The organism is Enterococcus sp. DIV2379 (assembly GCF_050542965.1).
In the GTDB taxonomy this organism is placed as follows: domain Bacteria; phylum Bacillota; class Bacilli; order Lactobacillales; family Enterococcaceae; genus Enterococcus_D; species Enterococcus_D entomosocium.
The window spans coordinates 2,638,573-2,662,005 of record NZ_CP172938.1; the positions used below are offsets into that span (position 1 = coordinate 2,638,573).

29 protein-coding genes and 2 tRNA genes are annotated in these 23,433 nt (G+C 42.5%); all 31 read right to left on the reverse strand.

Going from position 1 to position 23,433, the window contains the following annotated elements:
- Window positions 1–33: 33 nt before the first annotated feature.
- The 31 genes from IGI92_RS12060 to IGI92_RS12210 all read right to left on the reverse strand — a co-directional run bounded on the left by IGI92_RS12060 (window position 34) and on the right by IGI92_RS12210 (window position 23,419).
- Window positions 34–1,143: a GGDEF domain-containing protein gene (locus IGI92_RS12060; protein WP_086332617.1), complete on the reverse strand. Its 1,110-nt coding sequence runs from the start codon at window positions 1,141–1,143 to the stop codon at window positions 34–36.
- 4 nt (window positions 1,144–1,147) lie between these two features.
- Window positions 1,148–1,855 carry an EAL domain-containing protein gene (locus tag IGI92_RS12065; RefSeq protein ID WP_005234399.1) on the reverse strand — a complete coding sequence of 236 codons (708 nt, stop codon included), beginning with the start codon at window positions 1,853–1,855 and terminating at the stop codon, window positions 1,148–1,150.
- A gap of 110 nt (window positions 1,856–1,965) precedes the next feature.
- The gene (locus tag IGI92_RS12070) at window positions 1,966–2,148 is read right to left on the reverse strand and encodes a hypothetical protein (RefSeq protein ID WP_086297747.1); all 183 of its coding nucleotides are present in this window, start codon (window positions 2,146–2,148) and stop codon (window positions 1,966–1,968) included.
- A 104-nt stretch (window positions 2,149–2,252) separates the two neighbouring features.
- Window positions 2,253–2,324: transfer RNA gene (locus IGI92_RS12075), tRNA-Gln, on the reverse strand.
- A gap of 4 nt (window positions 2,325–2,328) precedes the next feature.
- Window positions 2,329–2,412, reverse strand: a tRNA-Tyr gene (locus tag IGI92_RS12080).
- An 85-nt stretch (window positions 2,413–2,497) separates the two neighbouring features.
- Window positions 2,498–2,731 carry a DUF2969 domain-containing protein gene (locus IGI92_RS12085; protein ID WP_005228752.1) on the reverse strand — a complete coding sequence of 78 codons (234 nt, stop codon included), beginning with the start codon at window positions 2,729–2,731 and terminating at the stop codon, window positions 2,498–2,500.
- Window positions 2,732–2,853: 122 nt separating this feature from the next.
- Window positions 2,854–3,501 (reverse strand): CBS and ACT domain-containing protein, encoded by a 648-nt coding sequence (locus tag IGI92_RS12090; protein WP_008380901.1) that lies wholly within the window; start codon window positions 3,499–3,501, stop codon window positions 2,854–2,856.
- A gap of 3 nt (window positions 3,502–3,504) precedes the next feature.
- Complete coding sequence (locus IGI92_RS12095) at window positions 3,505–4,206, reverse strand: ABC transporter ATP-binding protein (protein ID WP_005234392.1); 702 nt, start codon at window positions 4,204–4,206, stop codon at window positions 3,505–3,507.
- Entirely contained in the window at window positions 4,206–4,982 is a 777-nt protein-coding gene (locus IGI92_RS12100; protein WP_008380898.1) for an ABC transporter ATP-binding protein, read from the reverse strand. The genes IGI92_RS12095 and IGI92_RS12100 overlap by 1 nt, the downstream gene beginning before the upstream one ends.
- On the reverse strand, window positions 4,963–5,940 hold the full coding sequence (locus tag IGI92_RS12105) for a branched-chain amino acid ABC transporter permease (RefSeq protein ID WP_005228744.1): 978 nt from the start codon (window positions 5,938–5,940) through the stop codon (window positions 4,963–4,965). The genes IGI92_RS12100 and IGI92_RS12105 overlap by 20 nt, the downstream gene beginning before the upstream one ends.
- Window positions 5,941–5,949: 9 nt before the next feature.
- Window positions 5,950–6,828, reverse strand: a complete 879-nt coding sequence (locus IGI92_RS12110; RefSeq protein ID WP_008380893.1) for a branched-chain amino acid ABC transporter permease — start codon at window positions 6,826–6,828, stop codon at window positions 5,950–5,952.
- Window positions 6,829–6,936: 108 nt separating this feature from the next.
- Window positions 6,937–8,124: an ABC transporter substrate-binding protein gene (locus IGI92_RS12115; protein WP_008380891.1), complete on the reverse strand. Its 1,188-nt coding sequence runs from the start codon at window positions 8,122–8,124 to the stop codon at window positions 6,937–6,939.
- A 283-nt stretch (window positions 8,125–8,407) separates the two neighbouring features.
- The gene (locus IGI92_RS12120; protein ID WP_005234383.1) at window positions 8,408–9,289 is read right to left on the reverse strand and encodes an ROK family protein; all 882 of its coding nucleotides are present in this window, start codon (window positions 9,287–9,289) and stop codon (window positions 8,408–8,410) included.
- A gap of 126 nt (window positions 9,290–9,415) precedes the next feature.
- A complete protein-coding gene (locus IGI92_RS12125; protein ID WP_005234382.1) occupies window positions 9,416–9,874 on the reverse strand; it encodes a GNAT family N-acetyltransferase in 459 nt (152 codons plus the stop codon).
- A gap of 39 nt (window positions 9,875–9,913) precedes the next feature.
- Window positions 9,914–10,189: a membrane protein insertion efficiency factor YidD gene (yidD, locus tag IGI92_RS12130; protein WP_008380886.1), complete on the reverse strand. Its 276-nt coding sequence runs from the start codon at window positions 10,187–10,189 to the stop codon at window positions 9,914–9,916.
- A 92-nt stretch (window positions 10,190–10,281) separates the two neighbouring features.
- On the reverse strand, window positions 10,282–10,458 hold the full coding sequence (locus IGI92_RS12135) for a DNA-directed RNA polymerase subunit beta (RefSeq protein WP_005228723.1): 177 nt from the start codon (window positions 10,456–10,458) through the stop codon (window positions 10,282–10,284).
- A 20-nt stretch (window positions 10,459–10,478) separates the two neighbouring features.
- Complete coding sequence (murA, locus tag IGI92_RS12140; protein ID WP_008380882.1) at window positions 10,479–11,771, reverse strand: UDP-N-acetylglucosamine 1-carboxyvinyltransferase; 1,293 nt, start codon at window positions 11,769–11,771, stop codon at window positions 10,479–10,481.
- Between the two features lie 90 nt (window positions 11,772–11,861).
- Entirely contained in the window at window positions 11,862–12,095 is a 234-nt protein-coding gene (locus IGI92_RS12145; protein WP_034878399.1) for a DUF1146 family protein, read from the reverse strand.
- 158 nt (window positions 12,096–12,253) lie between these two features.
- The gene (locus tag IGI92_RS12150) at window positions 12,254–12,676 is read right to left on the reverse strand and encodes a F0F1 ATP synthase subunit epsilon (RefSeq protein ID WP_005228716.1); all 423 of its coding nucleotides are present in this window, start codon (window positions 12,674–12,676) and stop codon (window positions 12,254–12,256) included.
- Between the two features lie 31 nt (window positions 12,677–12,707).
- Entirely contained in the window at window positions 12,708–14,114 is a 1,407-nt protein-coding gene (atpD, locus tag IGI92_RS12155) for a F0F1 ATP synthase subunit beta (protein WP_005234377.1), read from the reverse strand.
- Between the two features lie 26 nt (window positions 14,115–14,140).
- On the reverse strand, window positions 14,141–15,043 hold the full coding sequence (locus IGI92_RS12160; RefSeq protein WP_005228710.1) for a F0F1 ATP synthase subunit gamma: 903 nt from the start codon (window positions 15,041–15,043) through the stop codon (window positions 14,141–14,143).
- Window positions 15,044–15,059: 16 nt separating this feature from the next.
- On the reverse strand, window positions 15,060–16,616 hold the full coding sequence (gene atpA / locus IGI92_RS12165; RefSeq protein ID WP_008380876.1) for a F0F1 ATP synthase subunit alpha: 1,557 nt from the start codon (window positions 16,614–16,616) through the stop codon (window positions 15,060–15,062).
- Between the two features lie 23 nt (window positions 16,617–16,639).
- On the reverse strand, window positions 16,640–17,182 hold the full coding sequence (locus IGI92_RS12170) for a F0F1 ATP synthase subunit delta (RefSeq protein ID WP_005234375.1): 543 nt from the start codon (window positions 17,180–17,182) through the stop codon (window positions 16,640–16,642).
- A complete protein-coding gene (gene atpF, locus IGI92_RS12175; protein ID WP_005228706.1) occupies window positions 17,169–17,693 on the reverse strand; it encodes a F0F1 ATP synthase subunit B in 525 nt (174 codons plus the stop codon). Before atpF ends, IGI92_RS12170 begins: the two co-directional genes overlap by 14 nt.
- 88 nt (window positions 17,694–17,781) lie before the next feature.
- Window positions 17,782–17,994, reverse strand: coding sequence for an ATP synthase F0 subunit C (gene atpE, locus IGI92_RS12180; RefSeq protein ID WP_005228705.1), 213 nt, complete (start codon window positions 17,992–17,994; stop codon window positions 17,782–17,784).
- 32 nt (window positions 17,995–18,026) lie between these two features.
- A complete protein-coding gene (gene atpB / locus IGI92_RS12185; RefSeq protein ID WP_008380872.1) occupies window positions 18,027–18,746 on the reverse strand; it encodes a F0F1 ATP synthase subunit A in 720 nt (239 codons plus the stop codon).
- A gap of 293 nt (window positions 18,747–19,039) precedes the next feature.
- On the reverse strand, window positions 19,040–19,498 hold the full coding sequence (smpB, locus tag IGI92_RS12190) for an SsrA-binding protein SmpB (RefSeq protein ID WP_008380870.1): 459 nt from the start codon (window positions 19,496–19,498) through the stop codon (window positions 19,040–19,042).
- A 15-nt stretch (window positions 19,499–19,513) separates the two neighbouring features.
- The gene (gene rnr / locus IGI92_RS12195) at window positions 19,514–21,874 is read right to left on the reverse strand and encodes a ribonuclease R (RefSeq protein ID WP_301389211.1); all 2,361 of its coding nucleotides are present in this window, start codon (window positions 21,872–21,874) and stop codon (window positions 19,514–19,516) included.
- A gap of 3 nt (window positions 21,875–21,877) precedes the next feature.
- Window positions 21,878–22,630 carry an alpha/beta hydrolase gene (locus IGI92_RS12200; protein ID WP_005234371.1) on the reverse strand — a complete coding sequence of 251 codons (753 nt, stop codon included), beginning with the start codon at window positions 22,628–22,630 and terminating at the stop codon, window positions 21,878–21,880.
- A gap of 123 nt (window positions 22,631–22,753) precedes the next feature.
- The gene (gene secG, locus IGI92_RS12205) at window positions 22,754–22,990 is read right to left on the reverse strand and encodes a preprotein translocase subunit SecG (RefSeq protein ID WP_005228700.1); all 237 of its coding nucleotides are present in this window, start codon (window positions 22,988–22,990) and stop codon (window positions 22,754–22,756) included.
- Window positions 22,991–23,146: 156 nt separating this feature from the next.
- The gene (locus IGI92_RS12210) at window positions 23,147–23,419 is read right to left on the reverse strand and encodes a GNAT family N-acetyltransferase (protein WP_301389210.1); all 273 of its coding nucleotides are present in this window, start codon (window positions 23,417–23,419) and stop codon (window positions 23,147–23,149) included.
- Window positions 23,420–23,433: the final 14 nt, after the last annotated feature.

Here is a 23,433-nt window from a genome sequence, read left to right on the forward strand (position 1 = left end):
TGAATTTGTGTAAATTATTTTTCCATTATTTTTTTACGTCTCAGGCAAGGTGCACACCCGATTTCGGCCACTTTGTTTTGCGAGATAGAGTGCTTGATCGGCTCTTTCGACGGCTGCCAAGATATCCCCATGACAAACGGTGCTCGCTTCAACGCCGCAAGACAAAGACATCGTCCCTTTTTCAAAATTAGCCACAGGAAACATACTGCTGGAAATGGTTTGACACAGCGTCGTCATTGCAGCTACGGTCCGTTCTTTGACATCCCCTTCGATCACGAGACAGAACTCTTCGCCGCCATAACGATAAAAGGAATAGGTCTCGGCAAAATGCGCCTCTAAAAAAGTAGTCGTCCGTGAGGCAAAGGTTCTCAACAACTCATTTCCGGCGATATGACCATAACGGTCGTTGACCTTTTTGAAGTGATCGAGATCAATCATGGCGATCGTCACAGTCTTTTTCTGTGAAACGGCTTGAAGCAGATCCTGGTTATAGGTCCCATAGTTGAAGCAGCCGGTCAACGCATCGATCTTACTATTCGCCAGCTCTGCCAGTACTTGGTATTCTTGCCCCTCAATCAATCGATGCAACCACATAAAACTTCCTAGCAGCACGAAAGAACCAACAAATACTGCCAGCATAGCTTCCCAGTCATAGGTCGTCGTATGATGGACTAGCATCGAAAAACGCGGTGAGAGCAGGCAGGTCAAAAAATACATCATATAAAATTGCTGTTGCGGACGGATCAGCTTGACTTTTGATAAAAGAAAATCAAGGACAAAGATCCCCACTCCGAATAATGGAAGATAAAAAGCTTTACCCACATCAGAAAAACCGACAAACCACAAATAAAAGACGACCATACACGGCGTTATCAAAATCAAGATCTTGCCACGATCACCATAGAAAAAATGACTCGCAATAAAAGCAGTTGTGTATTGATAACAGATAAACCCAACTGAATTCATTGAAAAAGAAAGAATAAAATACAAATGCGTAAACGTCAGAATACCAATAATAAAATACTTAAATGGACGAGAAACCGATATTTTTTGCACACTTCGTACAAAAACATCTGCGGTCACCAGTAAACTGGCAATCATCAGCGGCAAACCAAACGCCAAAAGCACGCCTCGTTCTAACATTCCATCACAATCGCTCTCCTTTAGACCATAAATATCCTTGTTGCAAATGCACCCCCATCTCAAGCAACTGGACCATTTTTTCGCGGTTCTCGATCCCTTCAACGATCAGCTCAAGCTGATATTTTTGGGCAACCTTCAACCAACAAGCCAAAAAGCTGAAGCCAATCTCCTCATCAAGCTGAATAAACGGTAACAACGAAAATTTCAAACAATCAACGCTGGCAAGATTGGCAAAGACCAACGAGAGGGTATTTTGTCCGCAACCGATATCATCGACCGCAATCACATAACCATAAGCTTTAATTTTTGCAATGGCTACAGACAAATCAAATGACTCTTGCTGTATGCGTACGGGGTGTTCCGTCAATTCAATCTGCAACTGCGCCTTATAAACAGCCATCGTTTCAAAAAAGGACCACGTAGACTGCCACAGCAGCTGTTGTGGATGTATATTGACACTAAAGCGGGTTTCCGGCTTTTTTTTGCATAAACGCCGCAATTCCTTGGCATACCATCTCATCAATTGCTGATTGCCACTTTCAGTTTGAATCATTGTGCTGAATTCTTGCTGTGGAAATCGGTTGTTCTTCTCGCTACGTAGCAAGACTTCATAGCCATTCACCTCTTGCTGACTTAGCGATTTTACCTGCATGATTGGTTGACACAACAGATAAAGGCGGTCTGTGTTCTCCCAAGTCGTTTCATTTCCCATCTTCGTTAAGCCCCCATCTAGTAAAGTTATCACTTCCGAAAATCGGCAATATTCCTGTCATCGCTCGTTTCTCATGCTATAAAATGGTTCTCTCAAAGGAACTGATTTGCCTAAGTATACCAAACAGAACCAAAAATGCCCAAATATTTTAAATTCTCTGAAAGAAATTTCTGTGAAAGAATCGACTGTGATTTTCCGTTCCACTCCATACCTGTTTCATAGAAATGCCCCAAAGCAACCATTGCTTTTTTCAATTTCGTAGAAACTAGCTTGTTGAAAGTGGCTTCTTCCATATCAGCCTCCTGTTTCTTTAAGTACTTATAAAAAAACACGATTCTTTTTAAATAACAAAAAAACAGCAAGAGTGCTTGCTGTTTTTTTCTACGTATCTCTTTGACTGGGGTAGCTGGATTCGAACCAACGCATGACGGAGTCAAAGTCCGTTGCCTTACCGCTTGGCTATACCCCAATAATGGTGGAGGAGAGTGGATTCGAACCACTGAACCCTAAGGAACGGATTTACAGTCCGTCGCGTTTAGCCACTTCGCTACTCCTCCAAAAGGTTTTTCTCAAACCTGACAATAGTTATAATACCGAAAAAGATAACAAATTGCAAGAGCAAAAAGTAAATTTTTCTAGAAATTATTCATGTAAATTCCATTGACGAATAATCATCTCGATTGCAGCTTCTAAGCTTCTGCTCGAACCTAGATCTTCATCCCCTAAAAAGCTTTGAAATTCTTTTGGTCCAGTTGTTAAAATCTCACCAATGCGTTTTTTTCCGATGAATAATTCATTGACGGTATAGTCTTTGCCATGAATGGCTTTTGTTGTTTCTTCAATACGTACTTCGATATCTTTATTTTTCTTAGACATGGTTGCACCTCTTTCTTTACAGCACCTTCCTATTTTAACAGAAAAGCAACAAAAGAAAAAGAAAATCTCTTCTGGAAATAAAAAAAGTAGCCAATCTTTACGATCAGCTACTTTTTCTTAGATCACTTCTGGTTCGTCAAGACAGCACTCGTCACGGTATAGCCTGCATCGCTTAAAATTTTCTCGATTGCTGCGACTTGCCGTGATTCTACTTGGATCTCAACAACTGTTTTTAGTGCCATCCGATTTACCACAATCGTCAAAATACTCATCTGATGATCCGCAAGGAGTTTCGTCACGTCTGCTAAAACACCCACATGGTCATCCGTGATCTCAATGGACACTCGTGTTCCACCATCGTGGTACCCAGTGATTTTCAAAAAGGCATCGAAAATATCATTGTTGGTAATGATTCCCACTAAGGCATCATCATCCATGACTGGTAAAACCCCCACGTTCTCACTACGCATGACGGAAATGGCGTCCTCTAATAGTGCATCTGGTTCAATCGTAGTCACTTTTTTCAACATGATATCAGCGACTGTCGTTTTATTTAAGAGATAGTTCATTTCATAAACACTTAAACTTGTCGCTTTTGAGGGGGTTGCTTCAGCGATCGTTCCTTCCGTGATCAACCCTACTAATTTGCCATCATCAACGACAGGTAGACGATGGATATCGTGCTGCTTCATCACATCTATTGCATCAAAGATCGGTGTTTGTGAATCGACGGTGATGACCGTCTTCGTCATAAAATCACTTACGCTCATTGTTTAACCTCCTAGATACGCTTTTCTAACTTCATCACTTGCTAGTAATTCTTCTCCGGTACCTTCTAAAACGATTTTCCCGGTTTCTAATACATAGCCGCGATCGGCAATCGATAAAGCCATTTTCGCATTTTGTTCGATCAGCAGCACAGTCGTTCCTTGCTGCTTGATTTCTTGAATGATGGAAAAAATTTCTTTGATAAAAATTGGCGCCAAGCCCATCGATGGCTCATCCAGCAAAAGCAAGCGCGGTTTTGACATCAATGCCCGCCCCATTGCCAACATCTGCTGCTCACCGCCAGATAATGTCGACGCATCTTGCGAGAGGCGTTCTTTCAATACAGGAAACTTGCGGTAAACTTGTTCATAGTCTTCTTTGACACCACTGTCTTTACGCAAGAAGGCGCCCATCTCTAAGTTTTCTTGAACCGTCAAACCGGAAAAGACGTGCCGCCCTTCTGGCACCTGCGACAAACCGTTTGCGACGATTTTTTGCGGTGCTTCTTTCTCAATTTGCTTTCCTTCAAAAGTGACGGAGCCTTTTGAAGGACGGATCAATCCAGAAATCGTCCGTAAAATCGTGGTTTTTCCGGCACCATTGGCACCAATCAGCGAAACGATCTCTCCTTGATTGACGTGGAAGGAAACATCATGAACTGCTTGGATCATGCCGTAGTGAACACTTAAATTTTGAATTTCCAGCATCAGATTTCCCCTCCTAGATAGGCTTCGATTACCCGTGGATTGTTTTTGATCTCTTCTGGTTCACCGTGGGCGATGACTTGCCCGTATTCCAGTACATAGATCCGTTCGCACACTTCCATGACCAAACTCATATCATGCTCGATCAAGAGGATCGTCAATTGAAAATCTTTTTGGATCTTATAGATCAGCTTTGTCAGTTCTGTTGTTTCCTGAGGATTCATCCCCGCTGCCGGCTCGTCAAGAAACAAAATTTTTGGCTCTGTAGCCAATGCGCGTACGATCTCTAAACGGCGTTGCTCGCCATAAGGCAAATTTTTCGCTAACGTTTGGCTTTTGCCATCCATATCAAAGATCCGTAACAGCTCTAAGGCTTTTTTCTTCATGGATTCTTCGTTTTTGTAATACTTTGGCAAACGCAAGATGCTCGTCAGTAGTCCTTCTTTATGCTTACTGTTCATAGCGATCAAGACGTTATCCATTACGGTCAAGTTTTTAAACAAGCGAATATTTTGGAAGGTTCTTGAAAGGCCTAAATCCGCGATTTTATAAGGCTTCACGCCATTTAAACGTTTTGGCTTACCTTGGGTCTCAAAAAGCACTTCGCCTTCACTAGGCTCATAAACACCTGTCAGGAGGTTAAAGAGCGTTGTCTTGCCGGCACCGTTTGGTCCAATCAACCCGACCAGCTCATTGGTATCTAGATGGAGGTCTACATGAGAAACAGCAGCTAAACCACCGAAGTTTTTCGTTAAGCTTTTAACTTCTAATAGAGGCATCGTTGTCATCCCCCTTTTTTCTAAATTTGTCCAACAGTCCTTTTACGGAGAATTCCCAGGTCCCTAAAAGTCCGCTTGGTTTAAAGATCATGATGATGATCAAAGCCAATGCATAAATGATCATGCGCAAATCAGAGAAGCCTTGCAAGTACATGTTTAAGATTCCTAGCACTACTGCCGAAACAACCGCTCCTGTGGTACTCCCAAGCCCTCCAAAAACGACGATGATCAACACATCGATCGATTTCATAAAACCGTAATCTCGTGGGAAAACCGACTGCTGATAGCTGGCATAAAGGGTACCAGCAATGCTTGCCATCACTGCCCCCATCACAAATGCAATTACCTTGTATTTCGTTGTGTTGACCCCCATCGATTCTGCAGCGATCTCATCTTCCCGAATCGCTAAAGTCGCTCTGCCTGGTCCGCTATGGATAAAGTTTGAAACGACAAGAATCGATAGAACGGCAAAGAGAAAGACGATCTGCCAATTACTGAATTGGGGCAATCCGAAAATTCCAGCAGGACCATTGGTCAAGCCTCGTAGGTTCACCAACAAGATCCGAATGATCTCTGCCACACCTAGGGTAGCGATCGCTAGATAGTCGCCTTTTAAACGGAGGGTCGGAATCCCAACCACTAATGCGACTGCACCTGAAACCAGCATCCCCACCAGTAAACCAGTTAAAAAGCCGCCAAAGGTTGGATTGCTTGCCGACAGGATCGCGCCAGCATAAGCACCGATTGCCATAAACCCAGCATGTCCTAAGGAGAATTGCCCTGAAAAGCCGATGATTAGATTCAAACTGACTGCCAAGATGATATTGATTCCGATATTGACGATGATCGCATCAGAGAACAAATTAATCATTCCGCCATTGTAGGCTGCAAATAATCCAAAATAAAGAATAGCTGCCAGAGCGAGCCAGATTAAGTTGTAACGTAAATTCTTTTTCATTTCTGCCACCTACACTTTCTCTTTGATATTTTTGCCGAGGATCCCAGCTGGACGAACCAACAATATAATTATTAAAATGACATACACTAAAGCATCCTTGTAATCAGAAAAACCAAGCGCTGTCGCTGCTGTCTCCACTAAACCGATCACAAAGCCGCCTAAAGCTGCACCAGGAATGATCCCGATCCCGCCGAGAACCGCCGCAACAAAAGACTTCAGACCAGGAACGACCCCCATTGATGGATCAATGGAATTATAATACAAACCGATCAGCATCCCGCCAGCTGCAGCTAAAGCCGAGCCTAAGGCAAAGGTAAAGGAAATCGTTCGATTAACATTGATCCCCATCAAACGCGCTGCATCTGCATCAACACTTACTGCACGCATCGCTTTTCCCATACGGGTCTTTTTCACGATCAATTGCAAGAGAATCATTAAGGTAACCGAAACAGCCAAAATCAATAACTGGACATTACTTACTTGAACAAACCCGATGGAATAGGTTTTTCGTTCGATTGCTTGCGGAAACGGGCGCACATTGGCAGAAAAGAAAAAAATCATGACATTTTGCAAAAAATAAGAAACCCCGATTGCCGTAATCAATGCCGAAATTCGCGTGGAATTTCTCAAAGGACGATAGGCTAAAAATTCAATCGTTACCCCAAGTGCTGCACTGGCGATCATCGAAATGAATAACGCTGGGAAAAAGCCCAATTGCCATTGATTGATCAAAAAGTAACCGATAAAACTACCAATCATATAAACTTCTCCGTGGGCGAAGTTGATCAGCTTGATGATGCCATACACCATCGTATAACCCAACGCTAACAAGGCGTAGATACTGCCTAGAAACAAGCCGTTGATCAATTGTTGGATCATCATTTCCATATACTCACTTCCAATATCATTTATTATGGTTCTTCTCATTAGAGAAAAGAAACTGAGACAAACACATCAGGTCTGTCCCAGTTTTCACTGCCAAACAACTACAGGTTTTTAAGGTTCCACAGTGTCTGCTGAGGTTTCCTTCCCGTCAGTCAATCCTAAAACAACTGCTGATTTCTCAGGGTTATGATTTTCATCCATTGTGATTTCACCTGTCACGCCGACAAAGTCTTTCAGTTCAGACAAACCAGCTGCAATTGCCAATGAATCTGCTGAGTTTTGATCTTCGATTGCTTGTTTGATCATGTAAACTGCATCATAGGCTAACGCATTAAAAGCAGAAGGTTCTTTGCCATACTTTTCATTGAAAGCTGCCACAAAGGGCTCAACTTTGTCGTTTGCTGGTGCTTTGGTAGAGAAGTGACCGGTATAGTAAACATTGCTGACATTTTCTGCACCAGCTGTTTGAACCATTTTTTCATCACCGAATCCATCGGCACCAATGATTGCTTGATCAATTCCTAATTCTCGCGCTTGCTTGATGATCAAACCAGCTTCTGTGTAGTAGCCTGGAATGAACAAGACATCGAAGTCGACATCTTTGATTCTTGTAAGAACTGCTTGGAAATCTTTGTCGCCTTCAGTAAAGTTATCTTCTAAGACAATTTCGCCTGGGTAACTTTCTTTAAATGCTTCCGTCAATCCAATTGCGTAATCACTTGAGTTGTCTCCCAAGATCACGGCTTTTGATGCATCCAAATTTTCAGCCGCATATTTCGCTAAGATCGTTCCTTGGAAGCTATCTTGGAAACAAGAACGGAAGGCAAATTCTTGCACTTTCCCACTAGTATAAGTAATCGCATCGTCAGTACCTGAAGGTGTAACCATTGGTACTTGTGCTCTGGTCACGTTAGGCAAAGCCGCTTTCGTAGCACCAGAAGTTGCTGGACCAATGATGGCTACAACTTTATCATTTGTAGCTAAGTTGGCTGCTACCGTTGCAGCTTCATTGTTATCTGATTTGTTATCTTTCGAAATAATTTCAATTTGTTTTCCAAGAATACCGCCGGCAGCATTGATTTCTTCTACTGCTAAGTCGATTCCTTCTTTTTCAGCCGTCCCATAAGCAGCTACGGCTCCTGACAACTCTAAGTTGGTTCCGATCTTGATGGTATCTCCCTCTTGTTTATTGCCACCTTCAGCAGCCCCGCTGCCATCCGTTGATCCACCTGTTGGTCCAGCGCTACATGCTGTCAACAAAAACAAACTCGCAAACAAAAACGCAAATTTCTTTTTCATAATTTTCCTCTCCTTCACTTCCCCTGAATATGTTATCCAATATACTGAAAAATCTGGAAAATGTCAACGAATTATCAGAATATTTCATCTATTCAGAATTTATTTTTTTTACTAGGAAAAAATGGTGTTTTTAAAACACTGTTCCATCAATAATGGAATCGCTTTTCATTTTTTTGAACAAAAAGAAAAGCAAGCAAAGTTTTTTTCCTTTGCTTACTTTTTGATCGTTTCGAATTGCTTCATTTTTTGTCAAAAGGACGTTTGAAAACATTACATCAAGATGTTAGCGGCTATTTCGTGGATACAATGCTTGAAAATTGGCTGCCGCCCCAACTAGATTGGCATCGTTGCGATAGTCACATAGCTTGATCAGTGGGACAAAATCATTTAAAGCTTGATCTGCCAACATTTTTTTCAACCGTTGATTCACTTCTTCTAACAAGCCATTTTTGGCACTGACACCGCCACCGATAATGATCACTTCAGGATCAAAAGCAAATTGAATACTGAATAGTCCTTGCGCTAAATAGCGGTAAAATTTATTGACTTCCTCGATCGCAATGGCATCCCCATCTTCTGCACGTTGAAAGACCTCTTCGCCGGTAATTGTGGTTCGATCTACACCAATTCGATCACAATAACGCCAAGCCATCTGAACCGCTGTCCCTAGTTGCGAAAATGTTTTGCCTTGATCCAAAATCATCAACCCAAATTCACCGCCGTATAAATGTGCCCCACGGACTAGCTCACCATTTTGAAACAGGGTACCGCCAACGCCTGTTCCGATCACAACGAAAGCTGCTTGCTGATACTCTTTGCCCGCTCCTTGATAGAATTCAGCCATCCCAGCGCAATTAGCATCATTTTCGATGGTTACTGGTACCCCAAACACTCCTTCGAGTTCAGAGTAGATGTCAAACCCATGGATATAAGGAATCGCACTGATACCGTCGATTCGACGTTCTTGGGCATTGACTGCACCTGGAGCACTGATCCCGACCCCTTCGATCTCTTCGTTTACGCTTGCTCTTACTTGCTGCAACTGGGCTTTCATTTCTTGCCACGTGCTTGGTGTAGTAAATTTGCCTTTACTCACCAAAGAATCCTGTGCCCAGACGCCATATTTTACTGCTGAACCACCCATATCAAAGACTAAAATCGCCATTTATTTCCCTCAATCCTTTATTATTCTGATACTATCTATTTTACCGTAAGTCCCCGCTTGAAGAAAGCGATTTCCGAGAACAATAAAAAAAACAGCCTAAAATCGCCATAGACTGTCTCTATGGGATTAGAGCTGCTTTTCCAAAATAACTTGATCGATCAACTGCTGCCCATTTTCGAAAATCGGTTCAGCATAGTGAGTGGTGAAATAATTTTCCATCCGGTCTTTTTCAACATAGCCTTGCGTTTGGTACAAAGTCAGGGCTGCAGAGGGCAGACTACCAGTTTTGATCACTACAATCGGCCGTTTTGCCCCAAGGTGTTGACTGAGGATCGCTTCTTCGGCAGCTTGCAGCAATTGACGACCAATGCCCATTCCTTGCTTTTCTGGAGAAACGGCCACATTCATAATCTCCCAGTTGTTGCCTTGATTTTGATAAACTAGCACACCAATCATTTCTCCAGCTTCTTCATAAACAAGTGTTTGGCTATTATATAGATAGCTTTCTACGACTGCTTTTTCAGGATCTGCATCCAGCAGCAACGCCCAAGGATACGCTTCATTAGAGTCGATTGGACGAATCATGGCTTTTTGGCTCCTTTTTTACATTTTTGTTGATTCCTTTTAACTTTTCCGATAACGGTACGTTGGTTTGACTTTGTCTTGCGTATTTCGTTTTAAAGTAAACGTCTGGGGTACGTAATCTATACCGCCTTTTACAAAGGGATGGCAGCGTAAGATACGAGCTACCCCCATCAAACCTCCTTTGGCTGCGCCATGGACTTGGATCGCTTGGATCATGTATCCTGAGCAAGTCGGATAATAACGACAGCTAGGAGGAAATAATGGGGAAATAAAACGTTGATAGAAACGAACAAAGCCAATCAAAAGTTTACTCATTTCTTGCCAACCTTTCTTTTTATGATCACGATTCAGTGAAGATAGATAGAAAAAACTAGGACTCAGCACGAGGCATAAGTCCTAGTTTGGGGTTACTTCATAAACTCAAAGATATGATTCCAAAGACTTGGAGAGAAGACTTTAAAAGGACTACCGTCGCCAATCACCCCATAGCCAATCATCGTTCCGGCTAAGAACAATAAAATAGCTAATAATATGACGATTAGAATTTTTATCAAGCTAGTTAGAATGTAACGGTTCAACTTCACTTTATTCTCTCCTACTCCTACTATGCGTTTACTGGTACGGTTTCTTCAACTGCTTCAGAAACTCGTTCCACAGAAGCACCTAATTGCTGCAATTTTTCATGGAATTTGTAATAGCCACGATCCAAATATTTTAGATTGCGGACACGTGTCCGACCAGTTGAACGTAGACCTAATAAAATTAACGCTGCTGCTGCACGTAAATCCGTTGCATAGACCAGCGCACCTTGCAATTCATGGCCGCCTTCGATCACTGCTACGTTGCCGTCGATTTTGACATGAGCATTCATCCGACGCATTTCTTCTAAATGTTGGAAACGGTTCTCAAATACAGTTTCGTTCACAACACTCGTTCCAGCTGCTAAAAGTTGAATAGCAGACATTTGCGCTTGCATGTCCGTAGGAAAACCTGGATGAGGCATTGTTTTCACATCTGTTGCCTTCAATTGTTCAGGTCCAACGACACGAATCCCTTCAGCTACTTCAGTCACTTCTGCGCCCATTTCGATCAATTTTGAGATCAATGGACGATTGTGTTCTGAGATCGCATCTTTAATAATGACGTCTCCTTGGGTCATCGCTGCTGCAACCATAAAGGTTCCTGCTTCGATACGGTCTTGGACGATCGAATGTTCCACCGCATGAAGGTGATCGACCCCTTCGATACGCATCGTTTCGGTTCCTGCACCAAAGACTTTGGCACCCATTTTGTTTAAAATGTTTGCTAAATCGACGATTTCAGGTTCACGAGCGACGTTTTCAATGATGGTGATACCTTTAGCTTTTACGGCAGCCATCATGATATTTTGCGTTGCGCCGACACTTGGGAAATCCAAGTAAATGCTATTGCCTTTTAACTCATCGGCGATCGCTTCTATGTATCCATCTTTTTGGATGATTTGAGCGCCTAGTGCTTGAAATCCCTTCAAATGCAAATCAATTGGTCGTTTGCCGATTGCACAGCCGCCAGGCATTGCCACTTTGGCATGACCATTACGGGCTAACAAAGGCCCCATGACTACGATTGAAGCGCGCATTTGGCTTACATACTCATAAGGTGCTTCGATCGCTAACTCTTGTGATGCATCGATCGTCATCGTATTGTTTTCTTCTTCAAAATCGATTGCGACATTTAAATGCCGAATCACTTCTTTCATTGTTAATACATCGGAAAGGATCGGTACATTTGTTAATGTCGTTGTTCCTTCTTCCGCTAATAAGCTTGCCGCTAAGATAGGTAGAACAGCATTTTTTGCCCCTTCGATCTTCACTGTTCCAGTTAATCGATTACCACCTTGAACGATCATCTCTTCCATTTATGTTCCCTCCAAATAATGCAGTGACTCACACAAATCTTGCCAATTATAGCATAATATTCGGTGTTTTTGCATATATTAATGAAATTCTTAAAAACCTGTTAAAAATAAATTACGACATAACGCAATCAACTCAAGGAAAAAAGTACTGGCGGTGTAGCCTAATGCAATCGCAAGAAACACCATGATCATTCGTATCTGAGTCGTTCGTAAGGCTTTAAAAAAAGCATCGATCCGCACAGATTGCAATGCCCAAAATGCTAAATAGATGAACGCTAAATGACTCACGATTCGAATGATTGCATCAATTCCATACACTTGCATACTTCCTGCTCCTTTTTCATAATTGAACATTCCTATCATACCACAAAGATGTCAAGATAAAAAATAATCTTTCTTGAAACCTTCATGAAAAGACTTTAAAAAGTTTTTAAAACGTTTTCTCGAATAAAAAAAAACAAAGGCAAGATGCCCTTGTTTTTTTAGGAATGTTTTGACACGTTGATTCGATTAATGGCGCGGTGCAAAGCAACCGTTGCGCGACGAAGCTGGTCGATATCTTCGACTTGTTTGGCCTCTTCGATTTGACGTTCTGCACGTTGTTTTGCTCTTTCTGCCCGTGAAACGTCGATATCACGATCACGTTCCGCACTATCGGCTACGATGGAGACAACATTGTCCCGCACTTCAAGGATACCGCCATTAACGGCGACCCAGTCGACGTGAGTATCTGAATCGATCCGTTTGACCCGGACTTCATCAATCGTCAAAGGAACGATGATTGGGGCATGATGCGGCAAAATACCGATCTCACCATCTGTCGTACGTGCAACCACGATTTTCGCGTGATGATCGTAAACCAAACCAGCAGGTGTCACCACATTGACTGTTAAAAATTGATCCATGAGGTTCCCCTCTTTCTTCAAGGCTGGTTAATTAATAGCCAATTTTTTTCGCTTTTTCAATGACGTCTTCAATTCGTCCTACACTACGGAAGGCTTCTTCTGGAAGATCATCATATTTTCCTTCAAGAATCTCAGCAAAGCCTTTGATCGTTTCTTCAACTGGTACATAAGAACCAGGTTGTCCAGTAAACTGTTCCGCTACGTGGAAGTTTTGCGACAAGAAGAATTGGATCCGACGCGCACGAGCCACTAACGTTTTTTCTTCATCAGACAACTCATCCATCCCTAAGATAGCGATGATGTCTTGTAGTTCGCGATAACGTTGCAACGCATGCTGTACTTCAGTCGCTACTTCATAGTGTTTTTCACCAACGATTTCAGGTGCTAACGCACTAGAAGAAGAAGCTAGCGGATCAACAGCTGGATAGATCCCTTGTTCAGTCAATTTACGTTCCAAGTTGGTTGTTGCATCTAAATGGGCAAAAGCAGTCGCTGGTGCCGGGTCCGTGTAGTCATCGGCAGGAACATAGATTGCTTGAATAGAAGTAACCGATCCTTTTTTTGTTGAAGTGATCCGTTCTTGCAATTGTCCCATTTCGGTTGCTAGTGTCGGTTGATATCCAACGGCAGAAGGCATCCGACCTAGTAAGGCAGATACTTCAGAACCAGCTTGAGTAAATCGGAAGATATTATCGATAAACAAGAGCACGTCTTGTCCTTCTACATCGCGGAAGTACTCCGCTAAGGTCAACCCAGTCAAGGCAACCCGCATCCGGGCACCTGGTGGTTCGTTCATTTGTCCAAACACCATGGCTGTTTTTTCGATAACGCCAGATTCTTTCATTTCATTATAAAGGTCGTTTCCTTCACGTGTCCGTTCACCAACACCTGTGAAGACAGAGATCCCCCCATGCTCTTGGGCAATGTTGTGGATCAGTTCTTGGATCAAGACAGTTTTACCAACACCGGCACCACCGAAAAGACCAACTTTCCCCCCTTTTAAATAAGGGGCTAATAAGTCGATAACTTTGATCCCAGTCTCAAGGATCTCGGTACTTGTTGACAATTCATCAAAGTCAGGAGCTTTTTTGTGGATCCCACTGCGGGGTGCTTCTTCAGGAAACGGTGCTTCTAAATCGATAGTGTCCCCTAAGACATTAAACACCCGTCCTAAGGTTTCTGTCCCAACTGGAACAGAAATGGAGGCGCCTGTATCGATTACTTCCATTCCTCGTTGTAAGCCATCTGTTGATTCCATGGCAATCGTACGGATAACGCCGTCGCCAAGTTCTAAGGCAGCTTCTAACACAACTTTTGTTTTCTGCTCATCTTTTTTGTAAACAATCAACGCATTGTTGATATCTGGTAATGATTGGTCTAGAGAGAATTCCACGTCAACAACGGGACCAATGACTTGAACAATCTTGCCTGAACTCATTCGTATTCCTCCATTCGTTCTTGAAACTATTCTAACGCGGATGCCCCCGCCACAATTTCAGTAATTTCTTGGGTGATCGCTCCTTGGCGCGCTCGGTTATAAGAGATCGTCAAGTCCCCAATAATATTTTTGGCATTATCTGTTGCTGTTTTCATCGCTGTCATTCCGGCAGCATGCTCGGCTGTTTTTGCGTCAACAATCGCACCATAAATCAAGCTTTCAGCGTATTGAGGCAGTAATTGATTCAAAATTGCTTCTCTGGAAGGTTCAAACAAGTATTCTTGTTCATAACTTTCGGCTTCTTCAGGATCTAGATCGGAAATCGGCAACATTTTCTCCACACGAAATTGGCTAGTCAATGAGTTGATGTGATGGTTATAACACACATATAATTCATCGAAGACTTCGTTTTGGTACATCGTTGTCGCCAATGTTACGATTTTACGCACCTCGTCAAAGCTTGGTTGATCCGAAAGGTTTCTTAGCTCGTACGCCAAATTGATGCCCCGTGCTTTGAAAAAGTCAGCGCCAGTTGCACCAATGGCAATCATGACATACTCTTCTTCTTTTGCATGGTCTTCATCCAGCATGGTCATCATTTGCTTCAAGATGGAACTATTGTAGCCGCCCACTAGACCGCCATCAGAAGTGATGACGATGTAGCCTGTGCGTTTGACCGGACGACTAACCAACATACTGTTATAGTTCACACCATCTTTTGGACCAGAACCTGCAAGATCGGAAAGCTGCTGCGCAGTTAAATGCGTAACGATTTCACGTACTTTGTTGGCATACACTTGAAACTGTTTCGAATGAGCTTCAGATTTTGTTAATTTTGCAGCTGAAACCATTTGCATGGCCTTTGTGATTTGGCTGGTTTTTTTTGTTGAGGCAATTCGTTGCTTGATTTCATTTAATGAAGCAGCCATTTTCTCTCACCTCTTTTTATGCGTTTTGCATTGTCGATATTTTATCTTGGGGTGTCACCCGAGAACCGTTGGATGCCATGAAAATATCTTTGAATGCTTTAATGGTGTCATCTAACAAGCTTTCTTCTGGCAAGTCTTTCGTTGTCCGAATGGTTTCAAAAATCGTCGCTGCATTTGCTTCGATATATTCAAATAATTCTGCTTCAAAGTCCAATAGTTTATTGACTGGTACACTATCAATGAATCCATGCGTCAAGGCATAAAGAATCACGACTTGTTTTTCTACTGCCAGTGGTTCATGCAGTTTTTGCTTCAAGATTTCAACGGTTCGACGACCGCGGTTTAATTTGGCTTGTGTTGCAGCATCTAGATCAGACCCAAACTGCGTAAAGGCCTCTAGTTCGCGATAGCTAGCCAAGTCCAAACGCAAGGTACCGGCAACTTTTTTCATTGCTTTGATCTGCGCAGAACCACCAACCCGTGAAACGGATAATCCAGCCGCTACGGCAGGACGAACACCAGAATAGAAAAGGTCGTTTTCTAAGAAAATTTGTCCATCTGTGATAGAAATCACGTTGGTTGGGATATAGGCTGAAATATCCCCTGCTTGTGTTTCAACAAACGGCAATGCCGTCATCGATCCACCACCTAGTTCATCACTTAATTTCGCTGCACGTTCCAATAAACGAGAATGCAAGTAGAAGACATCCCCTGGGTATGCTTCACGACCTGGCGGACGACGTAGAAGTAGAGAAAGTTCACGATAAGCGACCGCTTGTTTTGATAAGTCATCAAAGACGATCAAAACATGTTTGCCGTTATACATGAATTCTTCCCCCATCGCAGCCCCCGCATAAGGTGCGATATAAAGCAGTGGTGCTGGTTGTGAAGCACCTGCTGAGACCACGATCGTGTAATCAAGGGCCCCGTAACGACGCAATGTTTCCACTTGTGCACGAACAGTTGAATCTTTTTGGCCAATTGCGACATAAATACAGATCATGTCTTGCCCTTTTTGGTTGATGATCGCATCAATAGCGATCGTTGTTTTTCCGGTTTTCCGGTCACCGATGACTAATTCCCGTTGGCCACGACCGATTGGTACTAAAGCATCAATAGCTTTCAACCCTGTTTGCATTGGTTCCGAAACGGATTTCCGTTGCATAACACCTGGTGCAGCTGCTTCGACTGGGCGTGATTTATCTGTTTCGATCGGACCTAAACCATCGATTGGTTGCCCTAATGGATTTACTACCCGGCCAATTAATGCATCGCCGACAGGAACTTCCATGATTTTACCGGTTCGTTTTACTTTGTCCCCTTCACGAATGGTTTCAAAATCACCTAGGATGATGATTCCGACATCGTTTGACTCTAAGTTTTGTGCCATCCCATAAGAACCGTTTGAAAACTCAAGCAGTTCTCCACTCATGGCATTTTCTAAACCGTGGGCGCGGGCGATCCCGTCCCCAACATATGTGACAGTACCGATTTCTTCTACAGAAAGTTCGTTCTGATAATTTTTAATTTGCTCTTTGATCAAGGCACTAATTTCTTCTGCTTTGATGGCCATCCGATTCACCTCTTATCTCTTGTTTATCTGCCGATTTTTTGTCGCAGATAATCCAGTTGACTCTTAATACTACCGTCGATCACTTGATGATTTGCTTCAACGATGACACCGCCTAAAATCGTTGGATCGATCGTTTCTTTCAATTGTGCCTGCTTGTACCCAAGCTTATCGGCGATTTGCTTTTCGATTTTGCTTTTTTGTTCTGCTGACAAAGCAACAGCCGTTGTGATCGTTCCGAGAACAAGACCTTGATATTCATCGTAACGACGTTCGTATTCATCAATGATCAGCAATAAATCATCCATGCGATCATATTCGTAAACGATCTCCAAGAAATTTCTGACTAAACCTTCAAAGCCCTTCAGCAATTGATCGACTAATTGTCTTTTCTCATGAAGATCCAAACGGTTATCGGTCACGATTTGGCCGAATGTTGGAATTTCCTGATAAATCTGACGCAAGGTCAATAATTCTTGGTAAACTTCTGTCAAGCGCTGTTCTTCCATCGCCAATTCGAACAACGCTTTTCCATAACGTTTTCCCACTGTGAATTTATCGAGTTTCATTAACTGAACCCAATCCTTCGATATATTGATTGATTAGGGATTCATGATTTTCGGGAGTCAATTCGCGGCCTAAGATTTTTTCTGCGATTTGAAGCGAAAGTTCTGCAACATCATCTTTCACTTCTTTTAACGCAGTTTCTTTTTCAAGGGTGATATCTGAGTTTGCTTTTTCTTTCAAACGAGCCACTTCTTCTTTGGTCTCGCTCAAAATATTTTGCCGACTCAATTCCCCGCTATCTTTGGCGCTCTTGATGATCTCCGCAGCTTCAGAATGAGAACGTGCCAATTTTTCTTGGCGTTCTTTTTCTAATTTTGCTGCATTCAAGCGTGATTGTTCCGCTGAATCCAAATCATTGGCGATTTTATCTTCCCGTTTTTGCATCATGCTGCTGATGGCATCCCATGCAAAATGTTTCAATAAGAATAGCAAAAGAAGAATTGATCCGCTGACAACGATAATATTGCCAAGCATTGGATTTTGAACTTCCGCTATAACCAACTGATTTAGCATAACGATTCTTCCTTTCTGAAAGTCATTGTTTCATTAGAAAAAAGCAAAAACGAGTGCAATTGTTCGTTTCTGCCTTTTCGTGCTTGTCTTATCGGAAGACTAATAACAGCGCGATAACTACCCCTAGAATCGGTACAGCTTCGACTAACGCTACCCCGATAAACATTGTTGAACGTAGTTGACCTGACATTTCAGGTTGGCGTGCCATTGATTCGATCGTTTTTGCGATTACTTGTCCGTTACCATACCCTGCACCAATTGCTGCTCCGATAATTGCTAATCCTGCTCCAATAAAGTTCATTCTTTTTTCCTCCTAATTGTATGTCGATTCGATTAATGTTCTGCCACGATTTTGTGGCTCATAAATACCATGGTCAATGTAACAAATACATAAGCTTGGATCGCTCCAATAAAGAGCGAGAAGCCAATCCAGATCATTTCTAGCGGCATCACGATCGGCAATGACCACCAACCAAGACTAATAAACATGTTGGCAATCAATCCTAATAACACTTCTCCCGCGAATATATTCCCATATAAACGTAAGCCTAACGTGATGACATTCGTAAATTCTTCGATGATTTTTAGCGGCAATAAGAACCCCACCGGTTTTAAGTACGAATTGATCAAGTAATTTTTGAAGCCCAACGACTTGATCCCAAAGAAATGTGTCAAGGAAATAACCATAAGTGCAAGCGTCAATGTAACAAACGGGTCTGCTGTCGGACTTTTCCACAAGGTAATGTCATCTGTCGTCACAATTTTTGTGACTAACCCGATCTCATTTGCCACAAACACAAAAAGAAACATTGTTACACCGAGCAAATGAAAGTTGTTCACTTGAGATCCTGGTAGATTGTCCGCTACGATACCACGAACAAAGTCAATGACCCATTCAATGAAGTTCTGCTTCCCTTTCGGTTTCATTTGCAGATTACGTGTACAAATAAAGACCACCAAAAAAACAATAATACAAGAAATGATTGTCATCATAGCTACAGTTCCATCAAACCATATAGGACCGATATGAAACATAAGCGATTTATCTTCCAATCTTTCTCACCTCTTTTCCTGTCATCTCCAGAAAAAAATCTGGTGTTACAATGCGTTTCCTCTCATAACAATCGGTATCATACCACCACGAATGGAAAATTTCAAAGCATTTTCAAGAAAATTAGACAAAAAACTCACAATGCCAAAAATCCTAAATTAAATGAAAAATCCCCGTGTCGCTATGTGGAAGAAAAAGCCTGTTATATCAACAGCTTTCCCTTAAATGCTACCAAATTTAGCGTGATTTTCAAAGCAATAACCTCTATCGGATTCTAAAAGAAGTTCTTAGAAAATTAGAAATTTCTAAGAACTCGGTCAATTTGTCTTTCTTGATCTTTGCGTTTCAAGGATTCCCGCTTGTCATATTCGCGTTTTCCTTTCGCTAAACCAATCAAAACTTTGGCATAACCATCCTTGATATACACCTTTAACGGAACGATCGTCATGCCGGTATTTTTTGTTTCGCCAATCAGACGAGCAATCTGCTTTTTATGCAGTAACAGTTTTCTTGTCCGTAGTGGATCATGATTAAAAATGTTTCCTTGCTCGTAAGGGCTGATATGCACATTGACTAAGAATGCCTCACCGTTACGAATACGTACAAAGCCGTCTTTCAAATTGATCCGACTGTTACGGATCGCCTTGATCTCGGTTCCCTGTAAGACGATCCCCGCTTCGATCGTATCGAGGATCGTGTAATCATGGCGGGCCTTTTTGTTTTGGGCGATTAATTTCCCTTCTCCTTTAGGCACGGGCCATCCCTCCAATTATTTTTTCTTGATTCCTTTGTAAAAAGGTTTTTTCTTTTTCACTTTGCCAGCTTTTTTCGGCTTGCCTTTGCCTGATTGCTCAAAGCGTTTCCCTTGGTTTTTCTCAGGGTTTCGTTGTTTTTTTCCACGGCGGCTAGCTTCATTTTTTTGATTGTTGTTACGTTTGTTGGCTTTTGGTGCTTGCAGTTTTTCAACTTCTTCTGCTGCTACCAGTTCGAAATCGATCTCTCTTGTTTCTGGATCAGCCTTTACGACTTTGATGCGAACTTTCTGACCAATTTTAAAGGTCAGGCCTGTCCGTTCACCCACAAGTGCCAGATGGTTTTCCAAATAATGGAAGTAATCTTGCTTCAGATTATTGATATGGATCAACCCTTCAATCGTGTTAGGCAATTCAATAAACAAACCAAACTTAACGACGGAACTGATGATACCGTCAAACTCTTCTCCTACTTTATCGGCCATATACTCAGCTTTTTTAAGCGCATCGACTTCTCTTTCTGCATCGACTGCTCGTCGTTCCATTTGGGAGCTGTGCAGCGCGATGTCCGGCAAGATTTCAGCCCATTTGTTTTGGTTGGCTTCTGAGACATCTTCACTGTAAGATCGAATCAAACGATGCACGATCAAGTCGGGATAACGACGGATCGGTGACGTGAAGTGGGTATAATCTTCCGCTGCCAAACCATAGTGACCGACGTTTTCTTCAGAATACTTCGCTTGTTGCATACTTCTTAGTAGCATCGTATTGACAACCATTGCCTCTGGCTTATCTGCGACATCTTCAACAACTTTTTGCAATTGTTTTGGTGAGATCGAGCCATTGGTCTGCTTGACTACGATCCCTAAAGCAGATGCAAAATCAAAGAAGCGGCGCATTTTCTCTTCTTTTGGTTCCTCATGGATCCGGTAAATAAATGGTAAATGCTTCTGATTGAAATGACGCGCCACGGTTTCATTGGCTGCCAACATGAATGATTCGATCAATCGTTCGCCGACGCCCCGTGCTCGTAGAACGATTTCTTGCGGGTGTCCTTCTCCATCGACCAAGACTTTTGCTTCTCGGTCTTCAAAAGAAACTGCCCCACGTTTGATGCGCATCGCTTCTAACACGTGATGCAAGGCGCCCATATCATGAAACATCGGTACTAGTTCCGCATACTCTTTGGTGGTTTTCGGATCATTCTCTTCAATAATTTGATTGACTGCCTGATAGGTCATACGGGCACTTGTTTGAATAATACTTTGGAAAATATTGTAATCCGTGACGATCCCCTCTTGGTTGATCCACATTTCACAGCTCATAGTCAACCTTGGGACATTCGGATTCAACGAACAGATCCCGTTTGATAAACGCTGTGGGATCATCGGAATCACACGATCCGTAAGATAGACACTCGTTCCCCGATCAAACGCTTCTTTATCCAATGCGCTGTTTTCGGTCACATAATAAGAAACATCGGCGATATGCACGCCCAAATAGAAGCTACCGTCAGGCAATGCTTTTACGGTCACCGCATCATCCAAATCTTTGGCATCCGCTCCATCGATTGTTACAATCTGTTGATCTCGTAAATCCCGCCGTTCCGGAAAGTCGGCAGGATCGATCGTATCTGGTACTGCATCTGCCGCTGCTAAGGTTTCTTCCTCGAATTTTGTTGGAATCCCGTTCGCCACGACGATCGATAATATATCCATTCCAGGATCGTTTTTATGTCCTACAACTTTCGTGATCAACCCCTCTAAGCTTTTCGAATAACCTTTTTCTGGGTAATGGCTGATTTCAACGATCACAATGCTCCCATCTACAGGTCGAATCCCTTGAGCACCAATAAACACCTTTAATTCACTTAGTTTTTTATCTTTAGGCTGAACAACGCCATATAGATCCGACTCTTCGATCTCTTTTTCATCAAATAATGTAAACTCGCCGACCAACTGACTGATGGCCCGTTGTTTGATCTCAACGACTTTCCCCTCTGCACCACGATCTGAGAAAGGATCCGCAACGTGCACGATGTCCACAGCAACGGTATCGCCGTCCATGGCATAGCCTGTTGCTTCTTTAGGGATATAAATATCGTCTTCTTCTTCATCCAACGTGACAAAGCCGAAGCCCCGCTCGTTGGCACGGAAGGTTCCTTCCACAAACACTCGTTTCATGGGTAATTTCACTTTGCCTTTTTTGTTAAAAATCACGCTGCCTTCTCGTTCCATCGCCGCTACTGTCTGGACAAGATTCTTAAAGTCTGTACTTTTTTGAAGTCCTAGACCTTCAGCAATTTCTTCCATTGAAAAACTTTTTTTGCGGCTTTCTTCGAGAAACTGAATAATTTTTGTTTTAATCGTTTCTGTCATAACTCACTCTTTCCAAGCAAGTGTTTCTAAGAAAGCAAACACATCCTGCTCTAATTTTTTCCGTTCTGGTCCAACGGTCACCACATGACCGCTTTCGGGATACCATTGAAGCGTATAGGGAACATGGGACAGTGCCCCTGCTGTTTTGAAAACCGTCTGTGGATCGATCATTTGATCCTTTCCTGCTTGTGCTAGAAAGACTGGGCGCTCGATTTTCCCTAAATGCCCAGCTGTGGTTTGTCCGACTGTTTCGATCCCTTGCAGTTGCTCTCTGACCTTACGAGGGACTTCTGCCAATATTTCTTTTTGGGTCGCCTCGTCTAAATCAGCATAGGGTATGACCATTTCAGCATACTTTTCAAAATTGACTGGCACTTCATTCTTGGTTTCAAATAGTGGCGAACAAAACAGTCCGCCCCCCATCAATGTTGGATCTTGTGTCAAACGATCCATCGCTAAAATCCCGCCCATCGAAAGTCCAAGAACGGCAACTTCTTCATAGCCTTTTTCTCTTACATAAGTAACTGCATCTGCAGCATCCTGCTGCCAAACAGCCATCCCTTGATTTAAGATATCATCTGGATTGGGCGTACCATGTCCAGTAAACATCGGCGTATAAACCGTGTAGTCTTTTTGTTCTAACGAACGACAAAGCATACGCACATCGTTAGGACTACCTGAATAGGCATGGAACAAAATGACTGCTCGCTTGCCGTGTTCAGCAAAAACCGGTTTTGGTTGATTAAATGTTTTCATGTTTCCTTTCACCTCACGTCCAATTCTACCATAGTTAAGAAGAATACTTCGACAAATGCGATCAAAATCTTACCCTTAAAAAGAAAAAAACCTCTCTTTACGAGAGGTTCGCTAGCAAAATGATTAGTTTGATGAAAGAAAAGCCAAAATAAAGAGCAAGACCATCCAAACAAAACCTAAAATGGCCGTTGAGCGCTGCATCACTGCTTCAAATCCACGGGCTTTTTGCTTACCAAACAATTGATCCGCACCGCCAGTAAAGGCACTAGCTGCACTATTTTGCTTGCTAGGCTGCATCATGATCGTAATGACCATTAAAATCGAAATAACAATTACAGCAGTTAATAAGATATTATACACGTTAGCTCCTCCTTGCTTGCTAAAGTCGTCCTTTCTATTTTAGCATTTTCCGCTAGAAATTACTACTCCCTTTTTGTCATTGCTCGTTGCGTGACGGTTTAAAAAAAAGACTGTCCTTTCTGACAGCCTTTTTCTCATAGATCGCTTTCGTTCAAATCAGCGAACGAGTACGTCATCATATTCTGGTTTTTCTTTGAACTCTTTAACCGCAAAGGAGCAGACAGGCATAATTTTTTTCTCTTCCCGTCGTGCTTTTTCAACAACTGCTTTGAGCAATTTTTGCGCCAATTGCTGTCCACGATAATCAGGGTTGAGGAAGGTGTGATCAACTTCAAGTACATCATCTGGTGTTTCTTGCCATGTAATCTCACCAATTTCTGTTTCTCCATCATATAAAGCAAAACGCTTGTTTTCTTCTTTTATTTCCATTGTTTTCGCCCTTT

Excerpts from the sequence above, each read along its gene's own strand:
- atpE (WP_005228705.1), bottom strand. The coding sequence starts at position 17,994 with ATGAACTTTATTGGAGCAGGATTAGCAATTATCGGAGCAGCAATTGGT.
- IGI92_RS12065 (WP_005234399.1), bottom strand. The coding sequence starts at position 1,855 with ATGGGAAATGAAACGACTTGGGAGAACACAGACCGCCTTTATCTGTTG.
- IGI92_RS12145 (WP_034878399.1), bottom strand. The coding sequence starts at position 12,095 with ATGCAAGTGTATGGAATTGATGCAATCATTCGAATCGTGAGTCATTTA.
- IGI92_RS12095 (WP_005234392.1), bottom strand. The coding sequence starts at position 4,206 with ATGCTGGAAATTCAAAATTTAAGTGTTCACTACGGCATGATCCAAGCA.
- IGI92_RS12200 (WP_005234371.1), bottom strand. The coding sequence starts at position 22,630 with ATGAAAACATTTAATCAACCAAAACCGGTTTTTGCTGAACACGGCAAG.
- IGI92_RS12100 (WP_008380898.1), bottom strand. The coding sequence starts at position 4,982 with ATGCCTCTATTAGAAGTTAAAAGCTTAACGAAAAACTTCGGTGGTTTA.
- atpA (WP_008380876.1), bottom strand. The coding sequence starts at position 16,616 with ATGGCCATCAAAGCAGAAGAAATTAGTGCCTTGATCAAAGAGCAAATT.
- IGI92_RS12120 (WP_005234383.1), bottom strand. The coding sequence starts at position 9,289 with ATGGCGATTTTAGTCTTTGATATGGGTGGTTCAGCAGTAAAATATGGC.
- murA (WP_008380882.1), bottom strand. The coding sequence starts at position 11,771 with ATGGAAGAGATGATCGTTCAAGGTGGTAATCGATTAACTGGAACAGTG.
- yidD (WP_008380886.1), bottom strand. The coding sequence starts at position 10,189 with ATGAGTAAACTTTTGATTGGCTTTGTTCGTTTCTATCAACGTTTTATT.
- IGI92_RS12160 (WP_005228710.1), bottom strand. The coding sequence starts at position 15,043 with ATGGCTGCTTCATTAAATGAAATCAAGCAACGAATTGCCTCAACAAAA.
- IGI92_RS12150 (WP_005228716.1), bottom strand. The coding sequence starts at position 12,676 with ATGGATCAATTTTTAACAGTCAATGTGGTGACACCTGCTGGTTTGGTT.
- rnr (WP_301389211.1), bottom strand. The coding sequence starts at position 21,874 with ATGACAGAAACGATTAAAACAAAAATTATTCAGTTTCTCGAAGAAAGC.
- atpF (WP_005228706.1), bottom strand. The coding sequence starts at position 17,693 with ATGCTAAATCAGTTGGTTATAGCGGAAGTTCAAAATCCAATGCTTGGC.
- IGI92_RS12110 (WP_008380893.1), bottom strand. The coding sequence starts at position 6,828 with ATGGAAATGATGATCCAACAATTGATCAACGGCTTGTTTCTAGGCAGT.
- IGI92_RS12210 (WP_301389210.1), bottom strand. The coding sequence starts at position 23,419 with ATGGAAATAAAAGAAGAAAACAAGCGTTTTGCTTTATATGATGGAGAA.
- IGI92_RS12090 (WP_008380901.1), bottom strand. The coding sequence starts at position 3,501 with ATGAGCGTAAGTGATTTTATGACGAAGACGGTCATCACCGTCGATTCA.
- IGI92_RS12085 (WP_005228752.1), bottom strand. The coding sequence starts at position 2,731 with ATGTCTAAGAAAAATAAAGATATCGAAGTACGTATTGAAGAAACAACA.
- IGI92_RS12070 (WP_086297747.1), bottom strand. The coding sequence starts at position 2,148 with ATGGAAGAAGCCACTTTCAACAAGCTAGTTTCTACGAAATTGAAAAAA.
- atpD (WP_005234377.1), bottom strand. The coding sequence starts at position 14,114 with ATGAGTTCAGGCAAGATTGTTCAAGTCATTGGTCCCGTTGTTGACGTG.
- IGI92_RS12105 (WP_005228744.1), bottom strand. The coding sequence starts at position 5,940 with ATGAAAAAGAATTTACGTTACAACTTAATCTGGCTCGCTCTGGCAGCT.
- IGI92_RS12125 (WP_005234382.1), bottom strand. The coding sequence starts at position 9,874 with ATGATTCGTCCAATCGACTCTAATGAAGCGTATCCTTGGGCGTTGCTG.
- IGI92_RS12115 (WP_008380891.1), bottom strand. The coding sequence starts at position 8,124 with ATGAAAAAGAAATTTGCGTTTTTGTTTGCGAGTTTGTTTTTGTTGACA.
- IGI92_RS12060 (WP_086332617.1), bottom strand. The coding sequence starts at position 1,143 with ATGTTAGAACGAGGCGTGCTTTTGGCGTTTGGTTTGCCGCTGATGATT.
- IGI92_RS12170 (WP_005234375.1), bottom strand. The coding sequence starts at position 17,182 with ATGAAACTCGATAAATTCACAGTGGGAAAACGTTATGGAAAAGCGTTG.